Source organism: Actibacterium naphthalenivorans, from assembly GCF_014196965.1.
GTDB lineage: Bacteria > Pseudomonadota > Alphaproteobacteria > Rhodobacterales > Rhodobacteraceae > Actibacterium_A > Actibacterium_A naphthalenivorans.
Genome location: NZ_JACIEQ010000010.1, coordinates 32,754 through 48,217, shown reverse-complemented (window position 1 = coordinate 48,217; position 15,464 = coordinate 32,754). Strand labels below are relative to the sequence as shown.

Here is a 15,464-nt window from a genome sequence, read left to right as displayed (position 1 = left end):
TGAAATCGAAACGTAAAATACCACGTCGGATTACGCTTCATCCTACTGGAATCCTGTAAGAACTTTTTGATGAAACGGCAAAGCAATTGCGACACCGCTCCAATGGCCGAGACCCTGACCGGTGCCAGCCGCGCCGCCGTCCAGCGCAACCTTGCTTGGATGGAAGCGCAAGGTCTAATCCGCGAGGTGACCGAACAGGTGCGTTTCCGCATGTGGCGGGCGATGCCATGAAACACCTCTAAAGAAGCACTCGTTTTGGTGCGTAACATTTGTTGATAGTTCAACGGAGGACCAGAATCGTGACAGACCAAAAATATGAGACAGTCGATTTCGACGTGCGGCTCAGAAATAGTAGTCAGATGGATTTGCGGTGTTTTCACCTATCTGTGGGATCCTCTAGTCGCTCTAGCCTCAAATTCTTTATTTCGAAATCACGAAAGAATAAGTCTCTTGGGCGCAAAAACTGGGGCACGAAAATTGCGATCTACCCGTGGACAGACGGGGTCAGTTTATAGAGCTGGGCGACCGCCCCATGAAGCCGAAACAGCCGATCACCGCTCAGATCTTGATCAATGCCGCCGTCGCGTACATGAAGGCGATGCCGCCCAGAAACCCGACCAGTACGGCTGGTGACATCAGCGCCGCCTGCCTGTCGGCGTTTTGACGTACAAGGTAGGCGCTGACCTCGACCATGACTTGCAGGATCGCACCCGCTCCGACGGCGAGTGCCAGTGCCGACCATTGCGGCGCATAGGCAAGGCTGCCCGCCCACATTCCGAGGATGGCCGGGCCACCGGCGAGCAGGGTCAGAGCGGCAAACGTCCAAAGCGTTGGCCGGGCACGAAGCATCGGGGCGGCGATGCCTATGCCCTCGGTGACATTGTGCAAGGCAAAGCCTAGGACGAGGAAAGTTCCAAGCCCCGCCGACCCGGCGGCGAATGCGCCGCCGATTGCCAGCCCTTCGCCGAAGTTGTGAAGCCCGATTCCGAGGGCAATGTAGAACGCAAGCGCGATGCCTTCCGGATTGCCGCGCCAGCGCCCGATAGCCATCAATAGAAGAAAGCTTGTAAGCGCCGCCAGCCAGACCATGGCAGAACCTTGGAATATCGCCGCCGCATCGCCGGACAACTCCACCGCTTCCGCAGTCATGTCGATCAGCAGGAAGGCCAGCAACCCAACCGTCAGTGCGAGCAGAAAGTTCATCCCGCTTCGCCCGACGCCCTTCATCGCCGGAAAGAACATGAGACCAAGCGCAACCGGCAATAGGCCGACGATCGCTCCGATCACTGCCTGCAGCCGGAGTTGCCCCCAGGTGGCGCTTGGCGTCGAGACGGCGACCCCGATCTCATGCCCGAAGGTCGCGCCCGTGTTGGTCAGCAGGTTGACGCGATGGGCCTCGCCGAGAACCCACGGATAGGGAATTCGCAACCAGACCGCTTCGCCGCGGGCAATCGGCCCCGCGGGCTCCTGCGTGAAGGTCCAGTAGGCGTCGTCCACTGCGACCTGCGCGACCACCATTGCTTCCGATCCGCCGGCGCGCACACTGAGCGAAATCCCCGACCCATCGAGGATCGTCCGTTCGACGGTCAACGCCTCGACCGGGGGCGCGCCATTGTTGAAGCCGCGCAGCGGATCGAGCGAGGCAATCCACACGAAAGCCCCCAGCATGACGGCCAGCGGCACGAGGACGAGAAGCAGGCGGGTCATTGGCGGGCGGCTGCGTTGGATATGATCGGTCATGCTCCGGCCTCTCGCACGTCGAAAAAGCCCATCCAGCCAAGTTCGGTGAACTCGGCCTGGTGCGCATGGAACATATACATCCCGTCCTCGTGATCGGCGAAGCTGAACTCGAGGATGCCGCGCTGCGCCTGACACTGCATGATCACATCGACCGTGCGCAGGGTCGGCGTGAGCTGGGTGCCGGTGTCGTAATAGTCGAAGAAATTCCCATGCAGGTGGAACGAGTTGATCGGATCGAACTCGGTCGCGTTCATGAGGTAGATGCGCACCGGGCGCGACTTGTCGATCCGGATCGGCGCGTTCATGTAAGCTTGGCCGACCGTGTTTACGGCATAGACCTCGTTCTCACCATCGAAATTGGTGTCAAAGCCGTTCATCACCATCGCCAGTTCCTGCCATTCGGCGTTTTCCGGGCTGCCCAGCACACGCGACGCCGCAACGGCCGCAAATTCGGGGTGGCGCGCCGGATCCGGATCGACCACGAAAAGGCCGTACATGCCCTTGTGCATGTGCCGTTTCAGTGGCAGGGCATGGCAATGGTAGAGGTGGCAGCCGAAGGGCTTGGCATCGAATTCGTAAACGAACTCCTCGCCCGGATCGATCAGCCCGGCGCCTTGAACACCGTCCATGCGCGCTGAATGAATGCCGTGAAAGTGCATGGAATGGGGATGTGAACCAAGGTTGCGAAAGACGATCCGTAGCCGTTCGCCCTCCTTCGCTCGCAGGGCGGGGCCGGGAACGCGGCCATCGAACGTCCAGGCGGGGAAGAACACGCCGGGAGCGATCTCGATTTCCATGTCGATGGCGTCCACCTCGAACGTTCGCAACGTGCGCCCATCCGGCAGAACTTCGGTGCGACCGGTCTCCCAGTCGGTCAGCATGGCCGTCGGGTCGAACCCGTTCCGGGCGTGGTCGACCTGGCCGACCATCGTCATGTTACCATGCGCCATGCCACTGTCATGGGCCGAATACGGATCGACCGCCCCGCCGGGCATAGCATGCCCCGCCATCGGGTCGGGCGTTGCCTGGGATTGCGCGCGGCTCGCGGCCACGGCCGCTCCGCCGGCAGCCACCAGACCGCCGACCAACAACGCGCGTCGCGACGCCGAAACTGGCTCCGTGACGACGCCAGGTGGCGCTGTGGGCAGCGATGTCTCCACGGCGGACGACACCTCGCGCCCTCGCTTGCTGGTATCGACAGGCATGGACGTTGTCCCTTCAGATGACACGCAGGCCAAAGTCCCGGCGCAAAAAGTTAGCATAGGCTAATAATCATCGCTCAGGCTTTACGAGTCAATCCTGATCGTGCGAGGGTGACGGCATGATTGATGATGAGAACCTTGAATCAACCGAGGCAGAGGCACGTGCGGTCGAATCCCGCGCCGAGGCCTTCATCGGTGTGCGCGAGGCGCGGCGCAGCGAGGTGGCGGAAGACTATGTCGAATTGATCGCTGAGTTGATCCACGAGAACGGCGAAGCCCGACCGGTCGATATTTCGGCCCGGATGGGCGTGACCGCGCCGACGGTCGCCAAAACCCTTGGCCGTCTGGCGCGGGACGGCCTGATCACTCGCGCGAAATACCGTTCGGTCTTTCTGACCGAGGAAGGCCGGGCGCTTGCCAAGGAATGCAGGCACCGCCACGAGATCGTCTTGCGCTTTCTCCTGAGCCTCGGGCTAGACCCCGAGACGGCTGAACGCGATGCCGAAGGGATCGAGCATCATGTGAGCGAGCGCACGCTTGCCCTGTTCGCGGCGTTTGCCCAGCGGTCATAGGCAGGTGGTTGCCGCTGCAACAAGTCGGTTGGCCGAGGATTTGAACGAGCCAATCTTTGGATGTTCCAAGAAACGTGATTTTGTGCCGCTGGCATTCGGATCGCGCGGGTAGTAGATCAAGATCATGAGACGTTGGGCGCGCCTTATCTGCATTCTCTCGCTGGTGGCTTTTGCCATCGGCGCGGTCGCGCAGTCTGCGGGCTCAATTGCCATGGCCTCGTCAATGGTCTCCACGGACAGCGGCATGATGGCGATGGACGATTGCGACGCCTGCGGCAGCTTGGAAGACGGTAAGATGGGTTCCGTCTGTGATTTTGTGTGCAATGCCGCGGGAATGGCCGCTCTTCTTTCGATTCCGGCTGGCACCAGCCCGATCGCTGCCGCCGCGGCCCATGAAATCCGGCCAATGGACGTTCCGCACGGAATATCTGGCCCCCCGGCCAAACAACCTCCTCGAGTCTACCTCTGATCTGACACACGGCGCTTGATTGCGCTTCGTGTGTTTCTCCGTGCCGGACGCCCCCAAATGGGCGTTTGCGCGGGGCCATGAACGTCGCTGAGCAATTGCTTTGGCGGCGTACAGTGAAATCAGAGAGTGTTTATCCATGTCCTACCAAATCAGTTCCCGTTTCAGTCGCCGATCTTTTCTTGCAACATCCTTGGCGGGTTTCGGCGCCGCGGCTTTCGGAAAGCCTCTGCGCGCCGAGCCGCAAATCCGCAGCTTTTCGCTGCGCCCCGCGCCGGGACAGGCAAGGCTGGTCCCAGAACCTTATCCCGCAACCCCCGTTTGGGGCTTCAACGGTCAGGTTCCCGGCCCGGAGCTACGGGTTCGGCAAGGCGATCGGCTGCGCATCGTCGTCACAAACGGTCTGGACGAGGAAACCACCGTCCATTGGCACGGACTTCGTCTGCCGAACGCGATGGACGGGGTTCCACACCTGACGCAGAAGCCGATCGCACCCGGAGAAACCTTCACCTACGAGTTCGACGCGATCGATGCCGGGACCTTTTGGTATCACCCCCACCAGCGCAGTTTCGAGCAGGTCGGACGTGGGCTGGCCGGACCACTCATCATCGACGAATCCAACCCGCCGCGGGTCGACCGCGATGTCACCTGGCTGCTTGACGACTGGCGGCTGACGCGGGACGCGGCGATTGCGGATGACTTCGGCGCAGCCATGGACATGAGCCATGCGGGCCGTCTGGGCAATACTGTCACGATAAATGGGCGTGTTCCCGATGTCTTCGTGGTGCGGCAAGGCGAACGCATCCGGTTGCGGCTGATCAATGCCGCCAACGCCCGCATCTTCGCGCTCGACTTCGGCGACCTTTCCGCGCGCATCATTGCGCTCGACGGCCAGCCGATCACCCCGCACGCCGCGCCTGACGGTGTCGTGGTTCTGGGCCCGGCGATGCGTGCCGACATAATGCTCGATTGCCCTGCCGACCCGGGAACCACGCTTCAAATCGTCGACCGCGCCTATCGCGATAATGAATTTAACCTGCTGGATGTCGTCTTTGACGAAACGCCCCTGCGTGCCACGCCGCCGGAATGGGAAATTGCCCTTCCAGCCAATCCACTGATCGAACCTGATCTGAACGCAGCCCGTCGTCACGAAATCCTGTTCACCGGGGGCATGATGGGCGCCATGGTCGAGCGCCAGATGGGCCCGAGCCAGTCCGGCAGCATGATGGGCGGAATGATGGGTGGCGTTGTGGGTGGCGGCATGTGGTTCGTCAATGGCGTCGCGGCCGAAGGGCACATGCTCGATCCCTTCCTGACATTGGAGCGCGACGCGAGCCATATCCTCCAAATGACGAACGCCACTGCCTTCGACCATCCGATCCACCTGCACGGCCACTCCTTCCGCGTCATCAGCCGCGATGGCGTGCCGACCGAATTCCGTGAATGGCAGGACACCGTGCTGATCGCGCCGCGCGAGCAGGTCGAAATCGCCCTGGTCGCCGACAATCCCGGAGACTGGATGTTCCATTGCCACATCCTTGAGCACCAGGCGGCCGGGATGATGGGCGTGATCCGCGTCGCATGAGCAGAGGAGCATGCAGATTGAAGTCGATTGAGATTGGATGTCGGCCAAACCGGCGCAAGGTACTCACCGCGGCACTCAGTATCGGCGTCGCTTCGATGTTGCCGGGGTTCGCACTCGCGGCGAGCGATGGTGATCCAGCGGCACTTGCCTTTGATGGCGATACCATTCTGCTGGCGAGAGGAGGGCTGTTCGTCAGTGACGATGACGGCCGGACTTGGACCGCGGCAGAGACACCGGGGAACGTGCTGTCGCTGGCGACCCATCGCGACCGGCCCGGCCGTGTGGTTGCGGGGCTCGCCGTGGGCGGTGTCAGCACTTCCGAAGATGGGGGCGCTTCGTGGCGCGTCAGCGACGCTGGGCTGCCTGACGGAGAGATCAATGCCGTTGCCATCGCCTCGCGGAACTCGGACATGATCTATGCCTCGGTTCGCGGCGACGGATTGTGGAAGAGCGAGGACGCCGGCGCAACCTGGTCGCTCGCCATGGACCGCCCCTGGCTCGACGACGCAGAGCGCGAACCTCTTGCTCTGGCTTCGGTCGAGCTTGAAACCGGCATGGGCGGGATCTGGATCTATGCGGGCACCGAGGTTGGCCTTGCGCGGGTGCCCGATTGCTTTTGTCGCTGGCAGGACGTGCAGCCAGGCAACGCGATGGACGCATTGGTTGCGGGTGAAGCCCCACCGTCCGAAGCGCCATTGCCAGGCGGTCAACCGATCCTGTCGCTGGCCAGTGCCCCCTCGGCGCCGGAAGTGATGTATGCCGCTCTGCGTTCGGGCCTCTGGGCATCGCAGGACGGCGGAGTCATCTGGCAAAAGCGGGCCAGCAAAGCTGCGACCGCTGTTGCGGTTCATCCAAGAGACGAGACCTACATCGCTGCCCTGTTGGGCGGCATCTTGAAATTCAGCCGTGACGGCGGCGCAACCTGGATCGAAACAGGAGAACTATGATGGAGAAAATGATGCAGAGAAGAAACGCGCTTGGTCTGATTGGCAGCGGCATTGTCGGAATGGTGGGCCTGACCACATCGGCTTGGGCGCAAGCGACAGGCGATGTGGCGCCCGGTCTGACGGGCAGCGAAAGGCAGATCACCATCTGGCGCGATCCGGGCTGCGGCTGCTGTGATGCCTATGGGGATTATCTCGAAGAACACGGCTTTACCGTAACGCGTGTGGATGACCGCGACTTCGACAAACGCTCGGTCGAAGTCGGTGTGCCCGCCCAGGGCATCGGCTGCCACTTGGCCGAAATCGACGGCTACTATGTCAGCGGTCTCGTCCCCGTCGACATCATCGAGCGGCTGCTGGAAACCCGTCCGGCGATAACGGGTATCACCTTGCCGGGAATGCCCGCGAATGCACCCGGGATGGCTGCGGTCAAGTCAGGCACGCTAAGGACCTACGCCTTTGGCCCGGAAGGAATCTCAATCTATGCCGATGAATAAGGGGCCGAAAAACCGACTGGCGAAGGGTACGGTCAGGCGGTCAGTGCACCTCGCTGCCCTAGTGTCCACGCTCGCGACCACCGGCGTTGTGGTGCTGGCCCAATCGGAACCGGTGGACCCGCGTGTCGAGGGACTGACGTTCTTGGGAGAGCCCGTGCTTGCATCCGAGGTCACGGCAGGGCAACAGCTTTATGCGGACAACTGCGCCAGTTGCCATGGTGCGAACCTTGAAGGCCAGCCCGATTGGCGTCGTCGTCTTGACACCGGAAGAATGCCGGCCCCGCCGCATGATGACACAGGCCACACCTGGCACCATTCAGACCGCATGCTTTTTCAGATCACTAAAGGCGGGGTCGGTGCCGTCGTGCCGGGATACGAGAGCGACATGCCGGCCTTCGGAGAGGATCTGACAGACGCAGAGATCGAGGCGATCCTCGTCTACATCAAGAGCACCTGGCCTGAGCGACAACGTGAGTTCCAAGCCGAAGTTTCGGCCAATGACACGGGCGGGTGAAGTTCGACAGGGTGTCAGGATAGTATCTTTCGACCAAAGCCGATCCACCGGGGGACCAATTCGGCAAATCTGTCCTACTCCGCCCCCCGACTCCCGCTTTACCACGCTAATTCGGACCTGACCTGGTTGGCCGTTAACCCGACCGCAAGGCAAGCATGTGCTACCAGGGTCGCGTGCATGCGTTCACGAAAATTTGCCCTTGAACCTCTAGCCACTAGAAGTCCTATCTAGTCGACGAGAATGTATATCGTTCTTGCCATTGATCGCCGGTGGGAACCGAAAGGGTACGACATGCTGACAAGACGACACTTCATTCAAACGACAACAGCGCTCTTTTCGGCGACTGTGGCCAACCCTGTGTTTGCCGATAGCTGGCCCACCGAGGCGCAGAAGGCTGAATGGGACGCGCAAGTCAGCCCGCCCGGCTTCGATCCGGCCACGTCAAACCCTTGGGGACTACACCCACGTTTCTTGCCTCAGCGTGTGGACGCGAAGGACGGCCTCGTGCCGGGAGACATCCATGTCGATGCGGTCGCGCGGTATCTCTACCACATTGAGGAGGGTGGAACCGCGATGCGCTACGGCGTGGCGATCGCGCGGGGCAACCTCTACGAGCCAGGTGTTTATAACATCAAGCGCAAGGTCAGGTGGCCGCACTGGACGCCGACACAGAATATGATCGAGCGGGATCCCGAAAACGCAAGATGGGCCGACGGGATGGAACCCGGGCCTCAAAACGCCTTGGGATCGCGGGCGCTCTATCTCTATGTCGGTGATCGCGACACCTATCTTCGGATACACGGCACACCCTATCCGAGAAGCATCGGCGGTCGTGCGAGTTCGGGTTGCGTGCGGATGGTTATGGCACACATCAACGAGCTTTATCCGAACGTCGAGATCGGATCGACAGCACATCTTTATTCGGCTGAGGACAGCGTTACCGCGAGAAGTTGAATGAGGTAATTAGCTCTCAGCGCATTGATGTGACGTGCGGGTCGTCGTCACACTTCCCGCGCGACGCAGATAGGGTTGCCGTTCGCCGTGCGCAGCGGCAGCAAGGTCGTTTCAACGGGGCCGCTGTGTTCGTACCAGTAGCACCCGTCCTCGGGCACCAAGCGCGCGGTTGCAACATCCTGATCCGGGGCAGCCATTGCAATCACGGCTTCGGGAACGTTGCCCCGCTGGTCTGCCGCGTCGCCTGGCCCAGTCGGCTGGACTGCGCATCCGGCCGTAAGCGACAGCACCACTGCAACCATCATTTTTTGCTTCAGCATCAAAACCCGCATCAAGCTTCCTTTCGTGACTGTTTTTCTTTGCAGCGGCTGTTCATGCCTCAAGGCGTGATGGAGCCGGTCGCCGCATCCTCTAGCAATAAAACAAACTGAAATACCACCGTATTTTGCTCTTGAAGCTCTAGCTACTGTAGGGGCTATGTCATGGTAAAGCACCCGAATCCAGAGGTCCATTCATGCCGTCCGACACCCATCGTCACGACCACGATCACGCCGAAGATGCCCAGACAAGCGGCGGCAGCTGCTGCGGGAGCGCCGGAACGTGCGGCGACATCGTTCCGACGACGCCCGCGCCAGCGGGCGGGCGCAGTTTTCAGGTGTCCGGCCTCGATTGCGCCGAGGAGGTAGCAATCCTGAACAAGGTGGTCGGCCCGAAGATCGGCGGGGCCGAGCATCTCGCGTTCGACGTGATCAATGGACGGATGACTATTCTCGACAGCGCCAAGAGTGTATCGGACGGCGAAATTGCAGAGCTGGTCGCAAGCACCGGCATGACCGCCAAGCCCTGGGATGCCGAAAACGCGTCGGTCGACCAGGCGGCCCATCTTGCACGCCAGCGGCTGTTTACGGCGCTCAGTGGCGGCTTCTGGGCCGCGGGATTTCTGTGGCACATCATCGAGACCGGCATGGGGGGGGCACTCGGCCTCTTCGCAGGGCACGGCGAAGCGCCGATGCCACTGGTCGAGGCAGGGCTATTCGCGGTTGCGATCCTGTTCGGTGTTTGGCTCGTGGCGCCCAAGGCATGGTCGTCCGCACGGCGGCTGTCGCCCGACATGAACCTGCTCATGGTAGTCGCAGTCGCGGGTGCAATTGGCCTCGGCGAATTTTTCGAGGCGGCGACGGTTGCGTTCTTCTTCTCGCTCTCGCTTTTCCTCGAAAGCTGGAGCGTCGGGCGTGCGAGGAATGCGGTTTCAGCTCTGCTGGACCTGGCGCCGCCGACGGCAAGAATTCTTTATGATGACGGTTCGGAAGCGGACGTACCGGCTTCCGCGGTTGCTATCAACGCACGTTTCGTCGTGCGCGGCGGAGACCGCATCCCATTGGATGGTGAGGTTGTCGATGGGGCAGGGGCCGTCGATCAGGCGCCAATCACCGGAGAGAGTGCGCTGGTCCCAAAGGAACGGGGCGACGATGTCTATGCCGGTACGATCAACGGCGAAGGCACACTGACGGTGCGCGCCACGAAGGCCGCCTCGGACACCGTGTTGGCCAAGATTATCCGCATGGTCGGCGACGCCCATGCCCGCCGCGCGCCGGTGGAGCAGTGGGTGGCGAAATTTGCCCGCATCTACACGCCTATCGTCATGGCTCTCGCCATCGCAATTGCCCTGTTGCCGCCGCTCATTTTCGGTGGGGCCTGGGATTATTGGTTCTACAATGCACTCGTGCTGCTGGTGATCGCCTGCCCGTGTGCTCTGGTCATCTCGACACCGGTCTCCATCGTCGCTGCACTCACCGCCTCTGCGCGGGCGGGGGTGCTGATCAAGGGCGGTGCATATGTTGAGGCACCGGGCAAGACCACTGCATTGGCCATGGACAAGACCGGCACGATCACCATGGGCGAGCCCGAGGTGGCGGCGGTGCATCCGCTGGGCAAAGCATCGGCGCAAGATCTGATGACCCTCGCCGCTGGGCTGGAGGCACGTTCCTCGCATCCCTTGGCGCGTGCCATTCTCGCGCGGGCAGAAGCCGACGGCATCAATGTGTCCGCCGCGGAAGACACCCGAACCGTTCCCGGTAGGGGACTTGAAGGACGCACAGACGGCCGGTCGATCTGGCTAGGGTCCGACCGGTTTGCCGAGGAGAAGGGTTTCGGCGACGCCATTCCGAAGGATCTGCGCGACCGCATCGAAGGGGCTGGCAGCACCCTTGTTGCCGTGGGCGACGACACCGGCGTGACCGGCATCCTGGAATTGCGCGACCGTATCCGCCCCGACGCCAAGGGCATCGTGGCACAGCTCCACGCGCAAGGCGTGAAGACCATCGTCATGTTGACGGGCGACAACGAGCGGACAGCGCGCGCCGTTGCAGCCGAGGTCGGCATCGACGAGGTCCGTGCCGAGCTTTTGCCCGAAGACAAGGTGACAGCCATCGAAGAACTGGTCGAAACGCATGACATGGTGGCCATGATCGGCGACGGGGTGAACGACGCCCCCGCCATGGCGCGCGCGCATTACGCCATCGCGATGGGCGCTGTTGGTTCGGACGCGGCAATCGAGACGGCGGATATTGCCCTGATGACCGACGACCTCGGCAAGGTGCCTTGGCTGATCGGTCATTCGCGCCGGACAATGTCGATTATCCATCAGAACATCGGTATTTCCTTGGCGACCAAGGGCGTTTTCGTTGTCGCTACCGCGTTCGGACTGGCATCGATGTGGGGCGCTATTGCAGCCGACGTAGGAGTGTCATTGCTGGTGGTGGCCAACGCCCTGCGCCTGCTTAACAGCCAAGAGGCCAAGGCGCCGCCGTCCGGCGGTGAACAGGTTGGCGAAGGCTTGGCCAAAGGGGCGCTGGCACATGGTCATTGAACTGGGAGAACCCGGAAAGGAGCCGAGACGAGACATGAGCGTGAAGGGCAGGATGATGTGTCCGGTTTGCGAGGTGCCCTTGAGCATGACCGACCGCCAGGGGATCGAGATCGACTTCTGTCCCGATTGCCGGGGTGTCTGGCTCGACCGGGGCGAACTGGACAAGATCATCGAGCGTTCGGCACCCGATGTGGCGCCTCAGCGGGTGCCTGAGCCGCGCGGCTACGACGATGATCGCGGCTACCGGCGCGGAAAGCACGGCTATCGGCGCAAATCCTGGCTTCACGAGTTGTTCGATTAAGGCTTGCCGTGGCCTCCCTGCCGGTCGCCCTCAAGGCGCTGCGGTAGGCCCGCAAGGCATTCAGCGGTGAGCAGGTTGGTCCAGAGATCGCAAAGGCCGCGCTTGCCCACGGACATTGATCACGCAGCATTTGCAAGGTAACGTAATGTCCATATCAGACCTCACGAAAGAGGCATCGAGCAGTGAAAACCATCCGATTTCCCCGCCGCGCCGTCCTGTTGGGCGGGTTGGCAGCGTTTTTGTCTGGCTGTGCCAGCAAGTTCCGCAGCTATGGCGGACCCGAGGTGACCCGTGTTCGGCTTTACAAGGGGCAGCGTTTGCTTGTTCTGGACGGAGCCGATCGCGTATTGCAAACCTATCCGGTCGGGCTGGGTTTCGCTCCTGAGGGTCACAAGCAATTCGAGGGAGACGGCCGGACCCCTGAGGGCGCTTACGTAGTCGATAAGCGCAACCCCGACAGTACGTATCATCTTTCGGTTGGCATCTCCTATCCGAATGAGGCCGACATAGCCTTCGCTGAAGCGCAGGGCCTTTCCCCCGGCGGCGACATCTTCATCCATGGTGGTCCACGCCCAGGGATCGACCCAACGGATGTCCGCGACTGGACAGCTGGCTGCATCGCGGTCACAGATCGGCAGATCGAGGACATCTATGCAATGGTGAAAGACGGAACACCGATCGACATCTACGCCTGATGGGAGGAGATGATCTTCCGTCAGATCAGGAAAATCGTCGGCACAGGGCCACGTTGATCACTTCGATGGCGATCACGGCTAAAGTGACGCTCGCCGCCGGGGGCCAGCGCAAGCACCCGGTACGCGTAAGGACACTACAATATGTGTCCAGCCGTGGCAGTGGCGAAACAGGCGGGCCCTAGCGGAGAAGAATGCGTCTGGTCTCATGTCGAATTCAATCTATCCGAGGGCATAGACGATGGTCACGACGGTAATCATGACAACCATGAACATGGAGAATGCGCCAAGGGCGAGCGTACGGCCCATGTCCCGGTTCGGCTTCTCTACTTTCAGACGCAGTTCCTCCGCGGTTTCCGGAAACTCGAGCGCCGCCGCATTCGATTGGCGCATCAGGTCGTAGCGGGACGTCCAGCGCCGTTCCTCCGCCGCGTTCCAGCCGTTCAGCACCAGAATGATTGCCGCGATGAGAACCATCGACGACGGGACCCAGATTACGTAGCCACCGATTGTCTCGTCAGCCAGGGCGCGAAGTCGACCACCGCTCGCTGCGATGATTTCTGATCCATAGAGGGGCACCTCCTTGAGCGTTGTCAGGGAGCCCAGAAAGATGTTGGAAACGATCACTACGAACCCTGACATCAGCCGAGCGCCGCGCCGCGCTCCTTCAGGCGGATCACGCAGATCGAACAGCATAGCAAAGTACCAAAGCCCAGCAAGCACCATAGACAGATGTGCCAGCGCTTCCATCGCCGCAATACGTTGTGTAAGGGCGTAGATCATCGGGATCTGCCAGACGAAAAGCGCACCAATCAACAAGGAGGTGGCAGATGCAGGAAGCGCCAAGAATCGCGGGATGCGCGCACGCCCAATCGCGGCAAGGCGTCGGCGCCATTCCCTTTTCAATCCGGCTTGAAGGCCAAGCCAGGGCTGAGAAACCGCGATAAGAAGCGGTCCTACCAGTCGCAGAAGAAGATGCTCGACCTGATGTACCGAAAACAGACTGTGCCCCAATGGCGCGAGCGGCCCATTCGTCGCGACGAGGACGGCCGCGAGGCCGACAAAGAAGGCGGTTCGACGCCAACCAGAAACCCTTCCGAGACAGCGAGCGTGTATTTTGAGCCCACGCAAAAACAGCCATACTGTAAGACCGACAACAATGAGCGACACCGGTGACAGCACATAGCCGAAAGGGTCGTAAAGGAAGAAGAAGTTTGTGATCATTCGCTCTGGCCCTCGCTCATCCGAGGGTTGTCGGAGGTAGCCGGTGTGAGCCGCGAGATCCCGGAAGCGCCGCCACGGGCCAGTGACAGATCGGTCGACATGGCGAGGTATTCGCCTTGTATCCACGAGGGAAAGAGATTGTCGTAGAATCGAGATAGCGGATGTCCCGACTGTCCGGCGGGCGTGATGTAGTATGATCCCGCTGCTTCCGATATCGACATGACCGCCTGAAAATTGCTTCCGGCACTCACAAGGAATGGACGGTCTTCTTCAACACCAAATGATGTCAAGAATTGCGTAAACGGATCGCCTGAAATCGGCGCTTGAAGGGACAGCAGGTTGGTCAGCAACCCACGTGAACTGATCGGCGACCACTGCATGTCCAATCTATGCTCCTCCCCCCAGGTCCACGTCGAGGGATCGCGCCCATATCGATCGACCAGCCAGCCAAGGGCATCATCCAGGGCCACGCGAACCTGCTCCTCGCATGTCTCGCGAGGTGAGGATAGGCGGATGTCGCACCAGATTGCGCTACCGCGACGATCGCTGAGTACCGCATAAAGAAAGTTCGGGTTCGGACGGGTCCAGAGTTGCTGCGCTGCCGGAAATTCGTCTTTCAAAATGCGCTGCTGCAAAGCCCGGAGCCAAGTCCAGAACAGCAGAGGTTCCGGTGAATAGCGATCCATGTCGCCATTCCACGACGCAAGCCTGTCCAGTAGTTCACGACGAAGGTCGTTCGCATCGGTGCCTTCGATGCTGTCTCTGGACTGCACGAACCAAAGCTCCTTCGCCATCAGGGGCAGCAGGGTTCGCGCCACGGTACTTACGGTGTCCCTTTGAACACCGATGGCGCCTTCAGTCGAGAAGATCGATTGCCGCGCTTCAAGCTCCGCCAGTCGAATGTCGCGAAATGACAACGCTCGTACGGCTTCCTCTTTTGGCCATCGGGCAACGGTCTCTCGGTCAATGGCCAATGCCTCCATGCCTTTCGGCAACATGTCTGCGGCAACTCCGATGGCATCGGTCGCGTCGGCCGAACGCGTGAACAGCTCCAGCATCGTCAGGAAACCTGCCGCCTGCACGGGTGACGGCCCCCTTGGTGCCTCCTCGTCTGGCACGGGAAATGACCGGAAGGCCCAGGCGACGCGCGTATTGCGACCGACAATAACGAAAGGTACGCCCGGCATCGTGGCCCCTATGGCCGGCCCTGTCGAAAACTGAAGATCGGCGAGATACCATTCCGAGGGCAGCGACAGGGAACCGCTGATATCGGCGGCGAGAATTGGTGTCCCGGCAGCGGTTCGGTCACCGTCTATCGCCCATGCATCGAGGCGCTGCTGCGGATCAGTCGCAAATAGTTCGAGCACTTTTGGTCGATCCGACGGTATAATTGCACTTGATAAGCTCGGCGTTCCTTTCCGTGCGCTTTCCGGTCGCAGGCCATTCAGAAAAGACCGGGCAATCCTCAGGCTATCGCCAGGTGTCCAGGCATCGATCGACCGTTCGTCTGCGATCAACAGTTCCGGCGAGCCTCTGCCGCGCCCTCCCGCCGACACCAGCTCGAGCCACGCATTGACGCCGGCGGCATAGGATTCGAGCGCGTCTGAGACCGCTGGCGCAACGGACAATGTCTCATCGGATGGCCAAGAAGCTTCGGCCATTCGCCTTGCCCTTAACAGCTGACCGAGTCGGTCTTGCGCATGAACGAAGCCGATCGCGAAATAGACATCCGCGGCGGAACTCGCGGTAATGTGCGGGATTGCCGAGGCATCTCGCAGAATATCGACCGGTCCACCTAAGCCTGCTACCGAGAAGTCCTCGTTGTAGTCGGGAACGGATGCGCTCAGCAGAAAATAGACCAACCCGGAACCAACCGATGCCGTGATACAGATCGCCAAGAACCC

Annotated in this window: 16 protein-coding genes; 11 read left to right on the top strand and 5 right to left on the bottom strand. The window is 61.1% G+C overall.

Going from position 1 to position 15,464, the window contains the following annotated elements; genetic code table 11:
• The first annotated feature begins 69 nt into the window (after positions 1 to 69).
• A complete protein-coding gene (locus GGR17_RS18035; protein WP_157445681.1) occupies positions 70 to 231 on the top strand; it encodes a hypothetical protein in 162 nt (53 codons plus the stop codon).
• A gap of 327 nt (positions 232 to 558) precedes the next feature.
• Here the strand turns inward: GGR17_RS18035 and GGR17_RS18030 are convergent, their stop codons facing one another.
• Both GGR17_RS18030 and GGR17_RS18025 read right to left on the bottom strand, forming a co-directional pair.
• Complete coding sequence (locus GGR17_RS18030; protein ID WP_054540797.1) at positions 559 to 1,740, bottom strand: ZIP family metal transporter; 1,182 nt, start codon at positions 1,738 to 1,740, stop codon at positions 559 to 561.
• Positions 1,737 to 2,945, bottom strand: a complete 1,209-nt coding sequence (locus GGR17_RS18025; RefSeq protein ID WP_223870724.1) for a multicopper oxidase domain-containing protein — start codon at positions 2,943 to 2,945, stop codon at positions 1,737 to 1,739. The genes GGR17_RS18030 and GGR17_RS18025 overlap by 4 nt, the downstream gene beginning before the upstream one ends.
• 116 nt (positions 2,946 to 3,061) lie before the next feature.
• Between GGR17_RS18025 and mntR the strand changes: the two genes are divergently transcribed.
• From mntR to GGR17_RS17990, 7 genes are all read left to right on the top strand, one after another.
• A complete protein-coding gene (mntR, locus tag GGR17_RS18020; RefSeq protein WP_054540798.1) occupies positions 3,062 to 3,514 on the top strand; it encodes a manganese-binding transcriptional regulator MntR in 453 nt (150 codons plus the stop codon).
• 124 nt (positions 3,515 to 3,638) lie between these two features.
• The gene (locus GGR17_RS18015; protein WP_054540799.1) at positions 3,639 to 3,983 is read left to right on the top strand and encodes a hypothetical protein; all 345 of its coding nucleotides are present in this window, start codon (positions 3,639 to 3,641) and stop codon (positions 3,981 to 3,983) included.
• 136 nt (positions 3,984 to 4,119) lie between these two features.
• Positions 4,120 to 5,565 carry a multicopper oxidase family protein gene (locus GGR17_RS18010; RefSeq protein ID WP_054540800.1) on the top strand — a complete coding sequence of 482 codons (1,446 nt, stop codon included), beginning with the start codon at positions 4,120 to 4,122 and terminating at the stop codon, positions 5,563 to 5,565.
• 17 nt (positions 5,566 to 5,582) lie between these two features.
• A complete protein-coding gene (locus GGR17_RS18005; RefSeq protein ID WP_223870725.1) occupies positions 5,583 to 6,512 on the top strand; it encodes a WD40/YVTN/BNR-like repeat-containing protein in 930 nt (309 codons plus the stop codon).
• Positions 6,512 to 7,006, top strand: coding sequence for a DUF411 domain-containing protein (locus GGR17_RS18000; RefSeq protein WP_028095379.1), 495 nt, complete (start codon positions 6,512 to 6,514; stop codon positions 7,004 to 7,006). Before GGR17_RS18005 ends, GGR17_RS18000 begins: the two co-directional genes overlap by 1 nt.
• A gap of 43 nt (positions 7,007 to 7,049) precedes the next feature.
• A complete protein-coding gene (locus GGR17_RS17995; protein WP_255353487.1) occupies positions 7,050 to 7,520 on the top strand; it encodes a c-type cytochrome in 471 nt (156 codons plus the stop codon).
• 291 nt (positions 7,521 to 7,811) lie between these two features.
• Positions 7,812 to 8,474, top strand: coding sequence for a L,D-transpeptidase (locus GGR17_RS17990; RefSeq protein ID WP_009503854.1), 663 nt, complete (start codon positions 7,812 to 7,814; stop codon positions 8,472 to 8,474).
• Positions 8,475 to 8,521: 47 nt separating this feature from the next.
• Here the strand turns inward: GGR17_RS17990 and GGR17_RS17985 are convergent, their stop codons facing one another.
• Complete coding sequence (locus GGR17_RS17985; RefSeq protein ID WP_028095377.1) at positions 8,522 to 8,806, bottom strand: hypothetical protein; 285 nt, start codon at positions 8,804 to 8,806, stop codon at positions 8,522 to 8,524.
• Between the two features lie 182 nt (positions 8,807 to 8,988).
• On the opposite strand from GGR17_RS17985, the gene GGR17_RS17980 reads away from it, so the two are divergent.
• The 3 genes from GGR17_RS17980 (at position 8,989) to GGR17_RS17970 (ending at position 12,339) form a co-directional block, all read left to right on the top strand.
• Entirely contained in the window at positions 8,989 to 11,343 is a 2,355-nt protein-coding gene (locus tag GGR17_RS17980; RefSeq protein WP_028095376.1) for a heavy metal translocating P-type ATPase, read from the top strand.
• Positions 11,344 to 11,377: 34 nt separating this feature from the next.
• Positions 11,378 to 11,644: a TFIIB-type zinc ribbon-containing protein gene (locus GGR17_RS17975; RefSeq protein ID WP_035367121.1), complete on the top strand. Its 267-nt coding sequence runs from the start codon at positions 11,378 to 11,380 to the stop codon at positions 11,642 to 11,644.
• A 182-nt stretch (positions 11,645 to 11,826) separates the two neighbouring features.
• Positions 11,827 to 12,339, top strand: coding sequence for a L,D-transpeptidase family protein (locus GGR17_RS17970; RefSeq protein ID WP_035367119.1), 513 nt, complete (start codon positions 11,827 to 11,829; stop codon positions 12,337 to 12,339).
• 219 nt (positions 12,340 to 12,558) lie between these two features.
• Here GGR17_RS17970 and GGR17_RS17965 read toward each other — a convergent pair whose 3' ends face one another.
• Together GGR17_RS17965 and GGR17_RS17960 are read right to left on the bottom strand one after the other, a co-directional pair.
• Positions 12,559 to 13,560, bottom strand: coding sequence for a cytochrome c oxidase assembly protein (locus tag GGR17_RS17965; protein WP_028095373.1), 1,002 nt, complete (start codon positions 13,558 to 13,560; stop codon positions 12,559 to 12,561).
• Positions 13,557 to 15,458, bottom strand: a complete 1,902-nt coding sequence (locus GGR17_RS17960) for a penicillin acylase family protein (RefSeq protein WP_223870726.1) — start codon at positions 15,456 to 15,458, stop codon at positions 13,557 to 13,559. The genes GGR17_RS17965 and GGR17_RS17960 overlap by 4 nt, the downstream gene beginning before the upstream one ends.
• Positions 15,459 to 15,464 lie beyond the last annotated feature (6 nt).